This is a genomic window from Rhodospirillaceae bacterium (assembly GCA_002746255.1).
Classification (GTDB): Bacteria; Pseudomonadota; Alphaproteobacteria.
On sequence record NVWO01000002.1, the window covers coordinates 104873 to 119864 of the forward strand.

Annotated in this window: 13 protein-coding genes and 1 other RNA gene; 7 read left to right on the top strand and 7 right to left on the bottom strand. The window is 59.5% G+C overall.

What is annotated here, in order from left to right; all coding sequences use genetic code 11:
• Positions 1 to 22 precede the first annotated feature (22 nt).
• The 6 genes from COA65_02450 to COA65_02475 are packed head-to-tail and all read right to left on the bottom strand — an operon-like array spanning position 23 to position 7035.
• Positions 23 to 1639, bottom strand: a complete 1617-nt coding sequence (locus COA65_02450; GenBank protein PCJ61096.1) for a microcin ABC transporter ATP-binding protein — start codon at positions 1637 to 1639, stop codon at positions 23 to 25.
• Positions 1636 to 2661, bottom strand: a complete 1026-nt coding sequence (locus COA65_02455) for an ABC transporter permease (protein PCJ61182.1) — start codon at positions 2659 to 2661, stop codon at positions 1636 to 1638. The genes COA65_02450 and COA65_02455 overlap by 4 nt, the downstream gene beginning before the upstream one ends.
• A gap of 27 nt (positions 2662 to 2688) precedes the next feature.
• Entirely contained in the window at positions 2689 to 3804 is a 1116-nt protein-coding gene (locus tag COA65_02460; protein PCJ61097.1) for a microcin ABC transporter permease, read from the bottom strand.
• A gap of 10 nt (positions 3805 to 3814) precedes the next feature.
• Positions 3815 to 5683, bottom strand: coding sequence for a hypothetical protein (locus COA65_02465; GenBank protein ID PCJ61098.1), 1869 nt, complete (start codon positions 5681 to 5683; stop codon positions 3815 to 3817).
• A gap of 10 nt (positions 5684 to 5693) precedes the next feature.
• A complete protein-coding gene (gene hisN, locus COA65_02470) occupies positions 5694 to 6479 on the bottom strand; it encodes a histidinol-phosphatase (GenBank protein PCJ61099.1) in 786 nt (261 codons plus the stop codon).
• A gap of 10 nt (positions 6480 to 6489) precedes the next feature.
• Entirely contained in the window at positions 6490 to 7035 is a 546-nt protein-coding gene (locus tag COA65_02475) for a cytochrome c family protein (protein PCJ61100.1), read from the bottom strand.
• Positions 7036 to 7189: 154 nt separating this feature from the next.
• Here COA65_02475 and COA65_02480 point away from each other — a divergent pair, with 154 nt between their 5' ends.
• Together COA65_02480 and COA65_02485 are read left to right on the top strand one after the other, a co-directional pair.
• On the top strand, positions 7190 to 7978 hold the full coding sequence (locus tag COA65_02480; GenBank protein ID PCJ61101.1) for a 3-deoxy-manno-octulosonate cytidylyltransferase: 789 nt from the start codon (positions 7190 to 7192) through the stop codon (positions 7976 to 7978).
• 52 nt (positions 7979 to 8030) lie between these two features.
• Positions 8031 to 8918 (top strand): prephenate dehydratase, encoded by an 888-nt coding sequence (locus tag COA65_02485; GenBank protein PCJ61102.1) that lies wholly within the window; start codon positions 8031 to 8033, stop codon positions 8916 to 8918.
• On the opposite strand, the gene COA65_02490 is transcribed toward COA65_02485, so the two are convergent.
• A complete protein-coding gene (locus COA65_02490) occupies positions 8915 to 9838 on the bottom strand; it encodes an NAD(+) diphosphatase (GenBank protein ID PCJ61103.1) in 924 nt (307 codons plus the stop codon). The genes COA65_02485 and COA65_02490 overlap by 4 nt on opposite strands.
• A gap of 108 nt (positions 9839 to 9946) precedes the next feature.
• Here COA65_02490 and ffs point away from each other — a divergent pair.
• From ffs to COA65_02515, 5 genes are all read left to right on the top strand, one after another.
• Positions 9947 to 10045: signal recognition particle sRNA small type (gene ffs, locus COA65_02495), an RNA gene on the top strand.
• A 30-nt stretch (positions 10046 to 10075) separates the two neighbouring features.
• On the top strand, positions 10076 to 11827 hold the full coding sequence (locus COA65_02500) for a DNA polymerase III subunit gamma/tau (GenBank protein ID PCJ61104.1): 1752 nt from the start codon (positions 10076 to 10078) through the stop codon (positions 11825 to 11827).
• Positions 11824 to 12147, top strand: coding sequence for a YbaB/EbfC family nucleoid-associated protein (locus COA65_02505; GenBank protein PCJ61105.1), 324 nt, complete (start codon positions 11824 to 11826; stop codon positions 12145 to 12147). Before COA65_02500 ends, COA65_02505 begins: the two co-directional genes overlap by 4 nt.
• A 36-nt stretch (positions 12148 to 12183) precedes the next feature.
• Entirely contained in the window at positions 12184 to 12777 is a 594-nt protein-coding gene (locus tag COA65_02510; protein PCJ61106.1) for a recombination protein RecR, read from the top strand.
• Between the two features lie 59 nt (positions 12778 to 12836).
• On the top strand, positions 12837 to 14984 hold the full coding sequence (locus COA65_02515; protein ID PCJ61107.1) for a methylmalonyl-CoA mutase: 2148 nt from the start codon (positions 12837 to 12839) through the stop codon (positions 14982 to 14984).
• Positions 14985 to 14992: the final 8 nt, after the last annotated feature.

A 14992-nucleotide genomic window follows, 5' to 3' on the forward strand; every position in this document is an offset into this window, starting at 1 on the left:
TTGTGCAACGTCTGGATCGTTTTTAGCCGGCTTCCAGCGCGAAAGCGGCCCGAACAAGGGCCTGGGTGTAGGCCTCTTTTGGGGCGGCAAAAATCTGTTCCGCCGGGCCTGCCTCAACCAGATGACCGTTTTTCAGCACGATGACGTCATTGGCAAGCGCGCGCACCACTTTTAAATCATGGCTGATGAAAAGATAGGCCAGGCCGTGGCGTTTCTGCAGGTCGCGCAAAAGATCGACAATCTGTGCCTGGACGGAACGGTCCAGTGCCGAGGTTGGTTCGTCCAGCACAAGGAGTTTCGGTTTCAGCACGATGGCACGCGCGATGGCCACCCGTTGACGCTGGCCGCCGGAAAATTCATGGGGGTACCGATGGCGCGTCGAAGGGTCCAGATTGACTTCTTTCAGCACCGCTTCGATCAGTTCGATGCGTTCTTCCGGGCTGTTGCCGAGGCCGTGCACGCGAAGCCCTTCTTCGATGATCTGCCCGATGGAGAAGCGCGGGCTCAGGCTGCTGAACGGGTCCTGGAAGACAATCTGCATTTCCTTGCGCCGCGCGCGCAGTGCCCGCGAAGAAAGCTGTTTCAGGTCGTCGCCGTGAAGCCAGACCTGGCCCCTGCTTTTTTGCAGGCGCAACAGCGCCAGCGCCAGGGTCGTCTTGCCGGAACCGCTTTCCCCAACGATGCCCAGGGTGTGCCCGGCGCGCACGGAAATGGAAATGCCGTCGACCGCCTTGATGTAAGTTTTTGTTCGCTGCAACAGCCCTTTCCTGACCGGAAACCACACGCGCATGTTCTTGGCCGCCAGCACCACGGGGGCTTTCGGGTCGGCCTTGGCGGGCGAGCCGCCCGGTTCCGCTGCCAGCAGCATTTTCGTGTAAGGGTGGGCGGGGGATTCGAACAGGCGCTTGGCCGTTTCCGTTTCCACGATGCGGCCCTCATGCATGACGGCAACGCGGTCCGCCATTTTGCGCACGATCCCCAGGTCGTGGGTAATCAGCAGCATCGCCATGCCCAGACGCTGTTGCAGTTCTTTCAGCAATTGCAGAATTTGCGCCTGGATTGTGACATCCAGCGCCGTCGTTGGTTCGTCAGCGATCAGAAGGTCGGGTTCATTGGCCAGCGCCATGGCAATCATGACGCGCTGGCGCTCGCCGCCGGAAAGCTGATGGGGGTAGGCGTTCAGGCGGCTTTCCGGGTTGTGCAGGTGGACCAGATGCAGCAATTCAAGCAGGCGTTTTTCTGCGGCCTTGCCATTCAGCCCCTTGTGCAGGGTCAGGGTTTCGCTGATCTGCTTGCGGATGCTGTGCAGCGGGTTCAGGGACGTCATCGGTTCTTGAAAAATCATGGCGATGCGGCCGCCGCGCAAATGTTGCAGCACGTCTGCCTTGGCATTGATGACGTCAACGCCCTCGACGCGAATGCTGCCATTGGGATGGCGCGCATAGGGATAGGGAAGCAGTTGCAGGATCGAAAGCGCCGTCACCGATTTTCCCGAGCCGCTTTCCCCGACCAGCGCAACGGTTTCGCCCTTCTGGATTTCAAGGGACACGTCGCGCACGGCGGCCACCGCCTTTGGCCCGCTGCCAAAGGTGACGGCCAGATTTTTGATTGCGACGAAAGGTGGCGTCATCCCGGTCATGACAGGGTCTTCCTTGGGTCAAAGGCGTCGCGGACCGCTTCGCCGATAAAGATCAGCAGCGTTAGCATGACGGCCAGCACGGCAAAGCCGCTGATGCCAAGCCAGGGGGCTTGTAGATTCGCCTTGCCCTGGGCCAACAATTCGCCAAGGGACGCCGAACCCGGGGGCAGGCCGAAGCCCAGAAAGTCCAGCGAGGTCAGCGTCGTGATCGAACCGCTGAGGATAAAGGGCAGGAAGGTCAGCGTCGCCACCATCGCGTTGGGCAGGACGTGGCGGAACATGATCGTCGCGTTGTTCACACCAAGCGCCCGGGCGGCGCGCACGTAATCGAAATTTCTGGCGCGCAGGAATTCCGCCCGCACGACGCCAACCAGCGCCATCCAGCTAAACAGCAGCATGATGGCCAGCAGCCACCAGAAATTCGGTTCGACGACGCTGGACAGGATGATGAGCAGGAACAGCACCGGCAGTCCCGACCAGATTTCGATGAAGCGCTGGAAAATCAGATCCGTCCAGCCGCCGAAATAGCCCTGAACGGCCCCGGCGGCGACGCCGACGATCGAGCTGAAGAAGGTCAACGCCAGGCCGAAAAGAACGGAGATGCGAAAGCCATAGACGACGCGGGCGGCGACGTCCCGGCCCTGGTCATCGGTGCCCAGCCAGTTCACCGCCGAGGGCGGTGTCGGCGCCGGTTGGGTCAGGGCGTAATTGATCGTCTGTGGCCCATATTCAATCAGCGGCCACAAAATCCACCCCTTTTCCGTAATCAGGCCGATGACATAGGGGTCCCGGTAATCCGCTTCGGTTTCGAATTCACCGCCAAAGGTTTGTTCGTCATAGGTGGTGGCAATCGGGAAATAGAGGCCGCCGTCATAAGAGATGGCAAGGGGGCGATCATTGGCGATGACTTCGGCAAACAGGCTGGCAAGAAAAAGGGCCAGAAACAGCCAGAGCGACCAGAACCCGCGCCGGTTTGCGCAAAAATTCTCAACCCGCCTTCGTGTAAGGGGCAGAATGGCAATGCCGAAAAAGCGATCCCCGGACATGGCCTAATCCCCGCGCGTATCAAAATCGATGCGCGGGTCAACGATGACATACATGATGTCACCGAGAAGGTTCATCAGCAGACCCAGCAACGTGAAAAAATACAGCGTTCCGAACATCACCGGATAGTCGCGATTGATCGCCGCTTCGAACCCAAGCAGGCCCAGGCCGTCGAGGGAGAAGATGACTTCGATCAGAAGCGCGCCTGTAAACAGCACGCCAGCGAACGCGCCGGGAAATCCGGCGATGACGATCAGCATCGCGTTGCGAAACACATGGCCGTAAAGAACGCGGTGTTCGGTCAGCCCCTTTGCCCGTGCGGTGACGACATATTGCTTGTTGATTTCTTCGAGGAAGGAATTCTTCGTCAGCATCGTCAGGCCGGCAAAACCGCCGATGACCATGGCCAGCACTGGAAGCGCAATGTGCCAGAAATAATCGAGAATGCGCGCCGGCCAGCTAAGCGTCGCCCAGTTTTCCGAGGTCAGCCCGCGTAGGGGAAAGGCATCTATAAAGGTGCCCCCGGCAAAGAAGACGATCAGAAGGATGGCGAACATGAAGCCCGGAATGGCATAGCCGACGATGACGGCGGAACTGGTCCAGATATCAAAGGGCGACCCGTCCCGGACGGCTTTTGAAATGCCAAGCGGGATGGAGATGAAATAGACAAGAAGTGTCGTCCACAGCCCCAGCGAAATGGAAACCGGCATCTTGTCGAGGACAAGATCGATGACGGAACGGTTGCGGAAGAAACTTTCACCAAAATCAAAACGTAAATAGCCCTTCAGCATGTCGAGGAAGCGCACATGGGCGGGTTTGTCGAACCCGTAAAGCGTCTCGATATGTTTGATAAATTCCGGGTCCAGGCCCTGGGCACCCCGGTATTTGCTGGTCGTGCTTGTGGCGGCGGCCTTGCCGGCGCCCATTTCGCGGATGGGGGCTTCGCCGGCGGTGGTGCCTGCAACCCGCGCCGTCGCGCCGACATCCAGACCCTGAACCTGGGCGATCAGACGCTCGACCGGTCCGCCGGGCGCAACCTGAACGATGATGAAATTGACCACCATGATGCCGAAAAGCGTGGGGATGATAAGCAAAAGCCGGCGGAGGATGTAAGCGAACATGGCGCGCTCTCTAGGGCTTTTGGGTGGGCGTGTGAGAGGTGCGAAGCCGGGCATCTTTCGCCGGGTCGATCCACCAGTCGTTGAACCCAAGCGCATATTTCGGCGGATTTTCCGGTCGTCCGAAACGGTCCCAGTAAATCACGCGAAAATTCCGGACGTACCAATGGGGGATAACGTAATGCCCCCACAACAGTACCCGGTCCAGCGCCCGGGTCCGGTCGATCAGGCTCTGGCGGTCTGGGGCGTTGATGAGGGACGCAATCAGTTCATCGACGACGGGGTCGCGGATGCCGATCAAATTGCGGCTGCCTGGGGTTTCTGCCGCCGCGCTGGACCACAACCCGCGTTGCTCATTTCCGGGCGACAGCGACTGGCCGAATCCTGCCACCACCATGTCAAAATCGAACGTGTTGAACCGGTTCTGGTATTGGGATGGGTCCACGGTGCGGACCTGGGCGGTGATGCCAAGCCGCTTTAGGTTTTGTACATAAGGCAGCACAACGCGCTCGAAAGACGGATCCACCAGCATGATCTCGAAGGTGAAAGGTTCCTCCGTTGCGGCGTTGACCAGCACCTTGTCGCGCACAACCCAGCCCGCTTCTTTAAGAAGCCGAAAGGCGGTGCGTAGATTTCCCCGGACATTGCCGTCGCCGTCCGTTCGGGGCGGCGCGTAGGTTTGCGTAAAAACTTCCTCCGGGATTCGTCCCCGGTACGGTTCCAGAATTTTTAATTCCGCCGGTGATGGCAGCCCCCGCGAGGCAAGCTCGGAGTTTGAAAAAAAACTGCGCGTGCGCGTATAGGCGCCATAGAAAAGACTTCGGTTTGTCCATTCGAAATCAAAGGCATTGGCCAGGGCCTGACGCACGCGCCGGTCCTGGAAAATCGCGCGCCGGGTGTTGAAGGCGAAGCACTGCATGCCGGTCGGTATTTCGTGGGGAATTTCGACCTTTTTTACCTGGCCGGATTTTAACGCGGGAAAGTCATAGGCCGTCGCCCAGTTCTTCGAAACATTTTCCAGGCGAAAATCATATTCGCCCGCCTTAAAGGCTTCGACCGCGACAACGCTGTCGCGGTAATAGTCATAACGGATGCGCCCGATGTTGAACCGCCCCCGGTTCACGGGCAAATCCGCGCCCCAGTAATCCGTAACGCGCGCATAGGAAATCGCCCGACCGGGATCGACGTTTTCAATCCGGTAAGGCCCGCTGCCAAGGGGTGGGTCCAGGGTTGTTTTTTCAAAATCGACCTTCGTGTAATAGGCCTTTGAGAGGATCGGCATCTGCCCAAGGATCAGAGGCAGTTCGTGGTTGCTGCCGTTGCGGAAACGAAAGCGTACTTTGTGCGTTCCCACTTTCTCGGCGGTCAGCACGTCTGCGTAATAGACGCGGAAGGTCGGATGCCCCTTTTCCTTCAGAGTTTCAAAAGAAAAAATAACATCCGCCACCGTGATCGGGCTTTTGTCGTGCCAGCGGGCTTGCGCGCGAAGGGTGAAGGTCACGGCATCGCGGGCCGGGGCAATCTCGACGCTTTTTGCAATCAGCCCATATTCGGCGAAGGCTTCGTCATCGGAGCTTCGCAGCAAGGTGTCCGCCGTCAGGCCCAGGCCCTCTGCCGGGATGCCTTTCAGGATGTAAGGGTTGAGATTATCGAAACTGCCGATGGCGGCGCGTGTGACCTTGCCGCCCTTCGGGGCGTCGGGGTTCACATAATCAAACTGTTTGAAATCCGGTCCGTATTTCAGGTCGCCGAACATGGAAAGCCCATGGCGCGGTTTAGCTGAGGCCGTCTCCGCCGCTGTGGCAAAGGGGGCAAAGGCGAACAGCAGTCCGGCAACCATGCCGGCTATTTTTGAGAGAACATGCGTTGCGTGTCGCGCCATTGATGCCTCGCTACTCGCGCGCCGCAAGGGCGGCCAGGGCCTTTGCGTGCAACCCCGCGTTCGCTGCCGCAAGAACGCGGCCATCGGATGCGGGGCCAAGGGGTGCGCCCTGCCAATCCGTCATGCACCCGCCCGCGCCCTCGACGATGGGAACGATTGGACAGAAATCGTATGGCTTTAATTGCGCCTCGACAACAAGGTCGGCAAAACCGATGGCCAGCAGGCCATAGCCATAGCAATCCGTGCCATACAAAGGGTAACGCACTTGACCGGCAAGGCGGTCGTAGGCGGTGGCGTCCTTGCCCTCGAACATGTGCGGTGTTGTTGAATACATGGCGGCCTGGGCCAGTTCGATGGCGGCGCTGGTTTTTGCTGGGCGTTTGTTGAACCGGGTTTTCTGGCCACGAATTCCGACCCAGCGCTCGTTTAAAATCGGCTGATCGATGATCCCAAGAAAAGGCGCGGCTTCTCGCAGCAGGCCGATCAGCGTTCCAAAAAGAGGTTTGCCGGTAACAAAGGCCTTGGTGCCGTCGATGGGGTCCAGCACCCAGACATGGCGGGCGTGAACGCGCGTCGTACCGAATTCCTCGCCGAGAATGCCATGATCCGGGTAACGCGCTTCGATGGCCTTGCGAAGGGCGGCTTCCGTTTCCCGGTCGGCGATGGTCACCGGGCTTGCGTCCGCCTTGGCATCTACCTTGATGGCCGTGCGGAAATAGCGTCGCAGAATCTGGCCGCTTGTCTCGGCAAGCGTTTCTGCGAAATCCAGGAGTTCTTGCGGCGAAGGGTCCGCCAAAAATTCCCTCCTAATCCGTGAGGCTTTTCAGATAGGCGATGAGGTCGGCCCGGGCCTGTGGCTTGCGGATTCCGGCGAAGGCCATCCGGCTGCCCGGAAGAAATTTTTTCGGGGATTTGATGTAGCCGTCGAGATCGGCTTCCGTCCAGGTGCCGCCGGCATTCTTGATCGCCGCCGAGAATTTAAACCCTTCGACGGTGCCTTTTTCCCTGTCGACGATGCCCCAAAGGTTGGGGCCTACTTTTTTCCCGGCATTCTTTTCTGCCCTGTGGCAAACGGCGCATTTCTTAAAAACCTTCCGGCCCGTTTCCGGGTTGCCGGCAAGGGCGACGGTCGCACTTTTCATAGCGGCGCTTTCCCCTGATGCGTTGGGGGCCAGCACGGCGGCTTCCTGTTCGACGTCTTTTTCGAAGGCTTGCAGCATGGATTCAATGTTGCCCACCTGTTGCTCGGATGCCGGGCCTGTCTTGTTGCTGCCGGTGTCGTCGCAGGCCGTTTGCAGGGAGGCGGAAAGAAAGACGATGCTTAGGATTTTGGGAAGATTTGGACGGGGCATTCTGGTTGTTTTCTCCGGCAATTCGATGTGGCGGTCAGACTAACGTCTTCGCCCGATGCCGTCCAATCTTGCGGCGCGTGTGCCGGGGGGGCGGTGACAGGGGATGGAAATCCAATGACGCCGTTGACCGCCGCGCGCTATACAGGCTCTTAGGATGGTAAATTCGCAAAAGCTGCAAAACCCAATCGTCGTTCTGCCGGCGCGGATGGCCTCAAAGCGGCTGCCTTTAAAACCGCTCGCCGACATTCATGGCGAGCCGATGATTGTCCATGTCTGGCGCCGCGCCGTTGAAGCGGATATCGGGCCGGTTGTTGTGGCCTGTGGCGAGGCGGAAATCGGCGAGGCCATCGAACGGGCGGGCGGGCGCTGGGTGCTGACGCGCGCCGACCATGCCAGCGGCTCGGACCGTGTTTTCGAAGCGCTTGGAAAAATCGACCCGGAATGTGCCCATGACATCGTCGTTAATTTGCAGGGGGATCTGCCGACAATCGCGCCTCAGGCAATCCGCGCCGTTCTTGCCCCCCTTGACGACCCGAATGTCGACATTGCAACCCTTGCCGCCCGGATCGAAAGGGAAGACGAGATCAACGATCCCCACGTCGTGAAGGTGGCGATGGGGGTCAGCGATGGCGAAACATGCGGCACCGCCCTTTATTTTAGCCGCTGCCCGGTGCCGGCCGGGGATGGGCCTTATTACCATCACATCGGTCTTTATGCCTTTCGGCGCGCCGCTTTGGAACGTTTTGTCGGGCTTCCGCAAACAGAGCTTGAACGCCGTGAGTCCCTGGAGCAGCTGCGCGCGCTTGAGGCGGGCATGCGGATCGACGTGGCCCTCGTTGACACGGTTCCGGTCGGCGTCGATACTTCCGCCGATCTGACGCGCGCCCGGGAATGGCTGGGCCGGGAATTTCTGAGCCGGGACGATGCGGCGAAGCCCAGATGATCCCCAGATTTTTTGCCGATTTTATTTGATAGGGTTGAGCAGGGCCAAGGCCATGGCATCAAAATCCGCCACCACCGATCCCACCACCGAGCCAGCAAAAACCATCGCCTTTCAGGGCGCGGCAGGGGCCTATTCGGACCTGGCCTGCCGGACGGTGTATCCGGACATGACGCCGCTGGCCTGTACGTCCTTTGAGGACACTTTTGCAGCGGTTGAGGATGGGCGCGCAAGCCTCGCCATGTTGCCGATCGAAAATTCCGAGGCCGGCCGGGTGGCAGACATCCACATGCTTCTTCCCCATACGACGCTTCATATCGTCGGCGAGCATTTTCAGCGCGTCCGCCATTGCCTGCTGGCATCGCCCCAGGCGACGCTTGCCAGCCTCAAACGTGTTTACAGCCATGTGCAGGCGCTTTCCCAGTGTCGGGCGGCGATTCGCGCCCTTGGGCTGGTGCCGGTCGCAACCATTGATACAGCGGCGGCCGCCGCTGAGGTGGCCGAACGGGGCGATGCAAGCGAAGCGGCGATCGCGTCCGAACTGGCTGCGGACCTTTACAAATTGACCGTTCTCAAGCGGGACATGGAGGATGCCGAACGCAACACGACGCGTTTCGTTCTTCTGGCGAGGGATGCGATTGCCCCTGAACCGGATGTGCCCACCGGACAGGACAAGCGGATCACCAGCTTCATTTTCTCGGTTCGCAACGTGCCGGCGGCCCTTTACAAGGCGCTTGGCGGCTTTGCCACCAACGGCGTGAACATGTTGAAGGTCGAAAGTTATATGGTCGATGGCAGTTTTACCTCGACCCAGTTCTACGCGGAAATCGAAGGCCACCCGGAACAGAAAAACGTTCAGCTTGCCTTTGACGAGTTGCGCTTTATCTCACGCGAGGTAAAGGTGCTGGGCGTCTATCGCGCGGACCCGTTTCGGGAAAACTAGCCCTCTTCGATCCAGGCTTCGATCAGCGCGCGCGCGATGGCGCCACGATAAGGCAGGTGAAAGCCGGTCTGTTTTCGCCCCCTTAAATCCTCGCGGGAAAACCAGCGCACGTCTTCCAGTTCGTCGATCATCGGCGCAATGATCTGGCCGGGTGCTGCATGCGCCCGAAAGCCAAGCATGAGCGAGGCTGGAAATGGCCAGGGCTGCGACGATTGGTAGCGGATATTGGTGACCCGGATCCCGGTTTCCTCAAAAACTTCGCGCGCGACGGTGTCCTCCAGGCTCTCGCCCGGTTCGACGAATCCGGCAAGCGTTGAATACATGCCCTTTGGCCAGGTCTTTTGACGCCCCAGCAGGCAGGCGTCCGCGTCCGTGACAAGGGTGATGATGGCGGGGTCCGTGCGGGGAAAATGTTCCGCCCGGCAGGCTTTGATCGGACAGCGGCGCATATGGCCGGCTTCGGCGGTTTCCGTCGGCGCGCCGCAGGCGGCGCAATGGCCGTGATGGCGGTGCCAGTAAAGAAGGCCGCGCGCATAGGCCAGCAGCCCGGCATCGTCGCGCGCCAGCAACGGGCCGAAATCGCGAAGGTCGTCAAAGTTCCCGCCCGCCTTTTCAGCAAGGGGTGCCGGGTCGTCAAGATGGGAAACGTCAATGGCAAAATGCGGCGCGTCTTCGAAAAGGCCGAGGAAGGCGACGATGGGTGGGGCCGGGGCCGGGGCGTCCGGCAAAGCGGCGAAGGCCTGGGGCGAAAGCCTGCCGGCCAAGGGCGGATCGCTCTTTAAAACCAGGTTTCGGTTGCGCCAGACGGGCAGGATCCGCGTTTCAGGGTGGCGGAGCCTTGCTGCGATCCAGGCCGCATCGCTCCGAAGATGGGCGGCGCGGTTGATCGCGGTGGCAGCGTAAAGATTGGCTTTTGCCATTGAAGGAGCCTGGCACAGGGAAAAATGTCATGCAAATTCAAAAATTTTTGCCATGATTTTTATCGTCGTCCTTTCGATGGCATGGACAAAGCTGATAGAGTGCCTGTGGGAGGCCGGCTGGCGGACGGACCGCTTGCCAATCCGGTCAGGTCCGGAAGGAAGCAGCCGTAACGAGTTTGTGCCCGGGTCGTTTGTCCGGTCTCTCACCTGAAATTCTCCACTTTAACTTTTGTGTCGATGCCGGATTCAGACGTTTCAACCTCTGCCTATCGCGTTCTTGCGCGGAAATATCGCCCCGAGTCCTTTGATGGACTGATCGGTCAGGAAGCAATGGTGAAGACGCTCACCAACGCCATCCGTGCCGGTCGTCTTGCCCACGCCTTTGTGCTGACCGGCGTGCGCGGCGTTGGCAAGACGACGGCGGCACGCATTCTGGCGCGCGCGCTCAATTGCGTGGGGTCCGACGGCAAAGGCGGCATGACGGCGGAACCCTGCGGGCAATGCGCCCACTGCCAGGCCATCGCCGAGGGCAACCATGTTGACGTTCTCGAAATGGATGCCGCCAGTCGCACCGGGGTTGAAAACATTCGCGAGCTTCTGGACGGCGTGCGCTATCGCCCGGCAATCGCGCGCATGAAGGTTTACATCATCGACGAAGTGCACATGCTCTCAACGCAGGCCTTCAACGCATTGTTGAAGACTCTGGAAGAGCCGCCACCCCATGTCACCTTTATTTTCGCGACGACAGAGACCCGAAAAGTGCCGGTAACGGTGCTTTCCCGCTGTCAGCGTTTTGATCTCCGCCGTGTCGATGCGGAACGCCTTGTTCAGCATTTCAAAACCATTGCCGAGAAAGAAGGGGCGACGGTTGAAGCCGAAGCGCTGCAACTGATCGCACGCGTGGCGGATGGGTCCGTTCGCGACGGGCTTTCGCTGCTCGATCAGGCCATCGCTTTTGGCGCGTTGGACGTGACGGCCGAGATGGTTCGCGAAATGCTGGGGCTTGCTGACCGCATGCGCCATTTCGATATTTTCGACGCGCTTATGGTCGGCGATATCGCGCGCGCGTTGGACGAACTTGGCCAGGCGTATGCGGCCGGTGCCGATCCAGTTTCCCTGCTTCAGGATTTGTTGGAACTGACCCATTGGCTGACCCGTATCAAGGTCGTCCCGGCAACGGCGGCGGGCTTTGGCGTGCCGGAGGCAGAACGAAGCCGGGGCACCTTGATGGCCGAAAAACTGTCCCTCGCCCAGCTTGCGCGCATCTGGCAGATGTTGCTGAAAGGCGTGGGCGAAGCGAGGGTGGCGACGTCCGCCCTGCAGGCGGCAGAGATGATCTTCATACGCCTGGTCTACGCCGCCGATTTGCCGGACCCGGCGGAACTCGTCAAAAAACTTGGCGAAAAAAACACCAACGCCCCCAGCCTTCGTAAAAGCGCTGCGCCGTCCCCAGCTTCGCCAACGGTTGCGACGGCAAGCCCGCGTCTTGCGACATCGGCCGCGACCGCGACCGCCGTCGCACCTGTGGCCGAGCTTGCGCCTGCGGCCGACGCACCATGCCCGATGCCGACGAGCTTTTCGGAAATGGTGGCTCTTTTTCGGGACAGGCGCGAAGGTTTGCTGCACACGCAGCTTGTCAGCAATGTACACCTTGTTCGTTTTGAGCCGGGCAGGGTTGAAATCCATCTTGATGCGCGCGCCTCGGCAAATCTCGCCAACCGATTGGGGGAATTGCTTTCAGAGTGGACGGCGACGCGCTGGATCGTGATTGTCTCTCGCGAGGGTGGCGAGCCCACCTTGCGGGAGCAGGCGGCGGCGACGGAAAAAGAAAAATTTACGCAGGCCGCAAAGCACCCGTTGGTGTGTGCGGTACGCGATGTTTTTCCCGGCGCGACGATCGAAGCTGTGCGCGATGCAAAAGAAACTTTGCAGGAGACGGAGGCCGACGCCGCACCGTCGTCGGAACAAAATGGAGATGCGACATCATGACGAACCTTGGCAAGATGATGAAAACCGCCCAGGACATGCAGGCCAAGATGGCGGCCATGCAAAAAGACTTCGAAAATGTTGAGATTGAAGGGCAGTCCGGCGGTGGCATGGTGACGGTGACGATGAATTTAAGGGGCGTGTTGCGTCGTTTGAAAATCGACCCGACCCTCGTTAATCCGGAGGAAACGGAAATCCTTGAAGACCTTCTGGTCGCCGCCATGAACGACGGCAAGGCGAAGGCAGAATCGGAAATCGCAAAACGCATGTCGGAAATGACCGGCGGCATGCAATTGCCACCGGGGATGAACCTGCCGTTCTGATTGTTGCTTATCGTATTGCCATTTTGATCGTTGACCATGTCTGGATCCGCAATCGACCACCTTATCCAATTGCTGGGCCGCTTGCCCGGCCTGGGCCGCCGTTCGGCGCGCCGGGTCGCGCTTGACCTTCTTCGCCACCGGGAATCCCGGCTGGTGCCTCTGGTAAAGGCTCTTGAAGAGGCATCGGAAAACGTTCGGGAATGTACGGTTTGCGGCAATTTCGATCTTTGCGACCCTTGTGGAATTTGTGCCGATCCGCAACGCGACCGGTCCCTTCTTTGCGTTGTTGAGGAAGTCGCCGATCTTTGGGCGCTGGAACGCGCCCAGGTTTTTCACGGCATTTACCATGTGCTGGGCGGCGTGCTTTCGGCGCTGGACGGGGTTGGTCCCGAGGATTTGCGGATTGTGAATTTGATCGAACGCGCCCACGCGCCGGAACTTCACGAAGTCATTTTGGCCTTGAACGCGACGGTGGATGGTCAGACGACGGCGCATTACATTGGCGACCGCTTGAAGACGCATGGGTTGACCGTCTCGCGGCTGGCTCATGGCGTCCCGGTGGGGGGCGAACTGGACTATCTCGACGATGGCACCCTTGGCACGGCGGTCAAGGCCAGACGCCCTTTCTAGGGCATTGCTTGCTATATTATTTTGCGGGCGTTTTATAGACAAGAAGAGCGTGGATAAGCATGAAATTTCCAAAAAAGACCCTTGATGAATGGGCGCAGCTTGCCGGCAAGGAACTGCGGGGCRAACCTCTTGATGGCTTGCGCCGGCAAACGCCGGAAGGGATTGAGATCAAGCCCCTTTACACGGCGGAGGACCTCGAAGGGCTCGAACACATGGCGCCCTTTCCAGGCTTTCCGCCTTATACGCGCGGACCACGGGCGACGATGTATGCGAACCGGCCGTGGACCATTCGTCAATATGCCGGTTTTTCAACCGCCGAAGCGTCGAACGCCTTTTATCGGAAGAATCTGGCGGCCGGTCAGATGGGGCTTTCCGTCGCTTTCGATCTTGCGACGCATCGCGGCTATGATTCGGACCATGCGCGGGTTGTTGGCGACGTTGGTAAGGCGGGTGTGGCCATTGATTCCGTCGAAGACATGAAGATTCTTTTTGGCGGCATCCCGCTCGACAAGATGAGCGTGTCGATGACCATGAACGGCGCCGTCCTTCCCGTTCTGGCGGGCTACATTGTTGCCGCTGAAGAGCAGGGCGTGAAGCTGGCGGATCTTTCCGGAACCATTCAGAACGACATTCTAAAAGAGTTCATGGTTCGCAACACCTATATCTACCCGCCGGAACCAAGCATGCGGATCGTTGCGGACATTATTGAATACACGGCGCAGAACATGCCGCGGTTCAATTCGATTTCGATCTCCGGTTACCACATGCTGGAGGCGGGTGCGACGGCGGTCCAGGAACTTGCCTTTACCCTTGCCGACGGTCTCGAATATGTCCGGGCCGCCCTTTCCAAGGGCCTCGACGTTGACGCCTTTGCCCCGCGCCTTTCCTTCTTCTGGGGGATCGGCATGAATTTCTTCATGGAAATCGCCAAGATGCGTGCCGGACGTTATCTCTGGGCGCATCTGATGGCGGAGTTCAATCCAAAGAACCCGATGAGCCTGGCGTTGCGCACCCATTGCCAGACCTCTGGCGTCAGCCTGACGGAACAAGACCCCTACAACAACGTGGTGCGCACGACGGTCGAGGCGATGGCGGCGGTTTTTGGCGGCACCCAGTCGCTTCACACAAACGCACTGGATGAAGCGATTGCCCTGCCAACACCCTTTTCCGCCCGCATCGCGCGCAACACACAGCTTATCCTGGCCGAGGAAACCGGCATCACCGATGTCGTCGATCCTCTGGCGGGCAGCTATTACGTTGAAAGCCTGACGGCAAGTGTTGCTGCCGCCGCCCTCGAATTGATCAATGAAATTGAAGAAATGGGCGGCATGACAAAGGCGGTTGCCGAGGGCATGCCAAAACTGCGGATTGAAGAAGCCGCGACCCGGCGTCAGGCGCGGATCGACCGTGGCGAGGAAACCATCGTCGGCGTGAACAAATATCAGCCGGAGGCGGATGCGAGCGAACTCGACATCCTCGACATCGACAACGTCGAAGTGCGCGCCAGCCAGATCGCCCGTCTGAAAAAAGTACGAAGTGAGCGCGATGCGTCCCGTTGCGAGGCCACCTTGTCGGCCCTTCGCGAGGGGGCGAAGGGGGACGCCAATCTGCTGGCCCTTGCCATCGACGCGACGCGCGCGCGTGCCACCGTCGGCGAAATTTCCGATGCGCTTGAAGACGTTTTTTCCCGTCATCAGGCCGAGCAGCGAAGCGTCAGCGGCGTGTATGGGGCGGCCTATCAGGGCGAGGAAGAATTCAAAAAAGTCCGCAACGAGGTCGAAGATTTTTTTGCCGAAACCGGCCGACGTCCGCGCATGCTGGTGGTGAAGATGGGTCAGGATGGGCACGATCGTGGTGCCAAGGTAATCGCCACCTCCTTCGCCGATCTTGGCTTCGAGGTTGATATCGGGCCCATGTTTCTGACGCCGGAGGAAGCCGCGCGCATCGCCGTTGAAAACGACGTTCACGTCGTTGGTGTCTCCTCCCAGGCCGCCGGGCACCGAACCCTGGTACCGATGCTGATTAAGGAAATCCAGGCCCTTGGCAACCAGGATATCCTCATCGTTTGCGGTGGGGTCATTCCGGCAAAAGACCACGATTTTCTCCACAAGGCCGGTGTCGGGGCGATTTTTGGGCCTGGCAGCAACATTCTGGCGTCTGCGGCGGAGGTTCTCCGCCTGGTTCGCCAGGCGCAAGAACCAAACTGACACCCCCG

Excerpts from the sequence above, each read along its gene's own strand:
- COA65_02480 (PCJ61101.1), top strand. The coding sequence starts at position 7,190 with ATGGTAAATTCGCAAAAGCTGCAAAACCCAATCGTCGTTCTGCCGGCG.
- COA65_02465 (PCJ61098.1), bottom strand. The coding sequence starts at position 5,683 with ATGGCGCGACACGCAACGCATGTTCTCTCAAAAATAGCCGGCATGGTT.
- COA65_02475 (PCJ61100.1), bottom strand. The coding sequence starts at position 7,035 with ATGCCCCGTCCAAATCTTCCCAAAATCCTAAGCATCGTCTTTCTTTCC.
- COA65_02485 (PCJ61102.1), top strand. The coding sequence starts at position 8,031 with ATGGCATCAAAATCCGCCACCACCGATCCCACCACCGAGCCAGCAAAA.
- COA65_02500 (PCJ61104.1), top strand. The coding sequence starts at position 10,076 with ATGCCGGATTCAGACGTTTCAACCTCTGCCTATCGCGTTCTTGCGCGG.
- COA65_02490 (PCJ61103.1), bottom strand. The coding sequence starts at position 9,838 with ATGGCAAAAGCCAATCTTTACGCTGCCACCGCGATCAACCGCGCCGCC.
- COA65_02505 (PCJ61105.1), top strand. The coding sequence starts at position 11,824 with ATGACGAACCTTGGCAAGATGATGAAAACCGCCCAGGACATGCAGGCC.
- COA65_02460 (PCJ61097.1), bottom strand. The coding sequence starts at position 3,804 with ATGTTCGCTTACATCCTCCGCCGGCTTTTGCTTATCATCCCCACGCTT.
- COA65_02450 (PCJ61096.1), bottom strand. The coding sequence starts at position 1,639 with ATGACCGGGATGACGCCACCTTTCGTCGCAATCAAAAATCTGGCCGTC.
- COA65_02510 (PCJ61106.1), top strand. The coding sequence starts at position 12,184 with ATGTCTGGATCCGCAATCGACCACCTTATCCAATTGCTGGGCCGCTTG.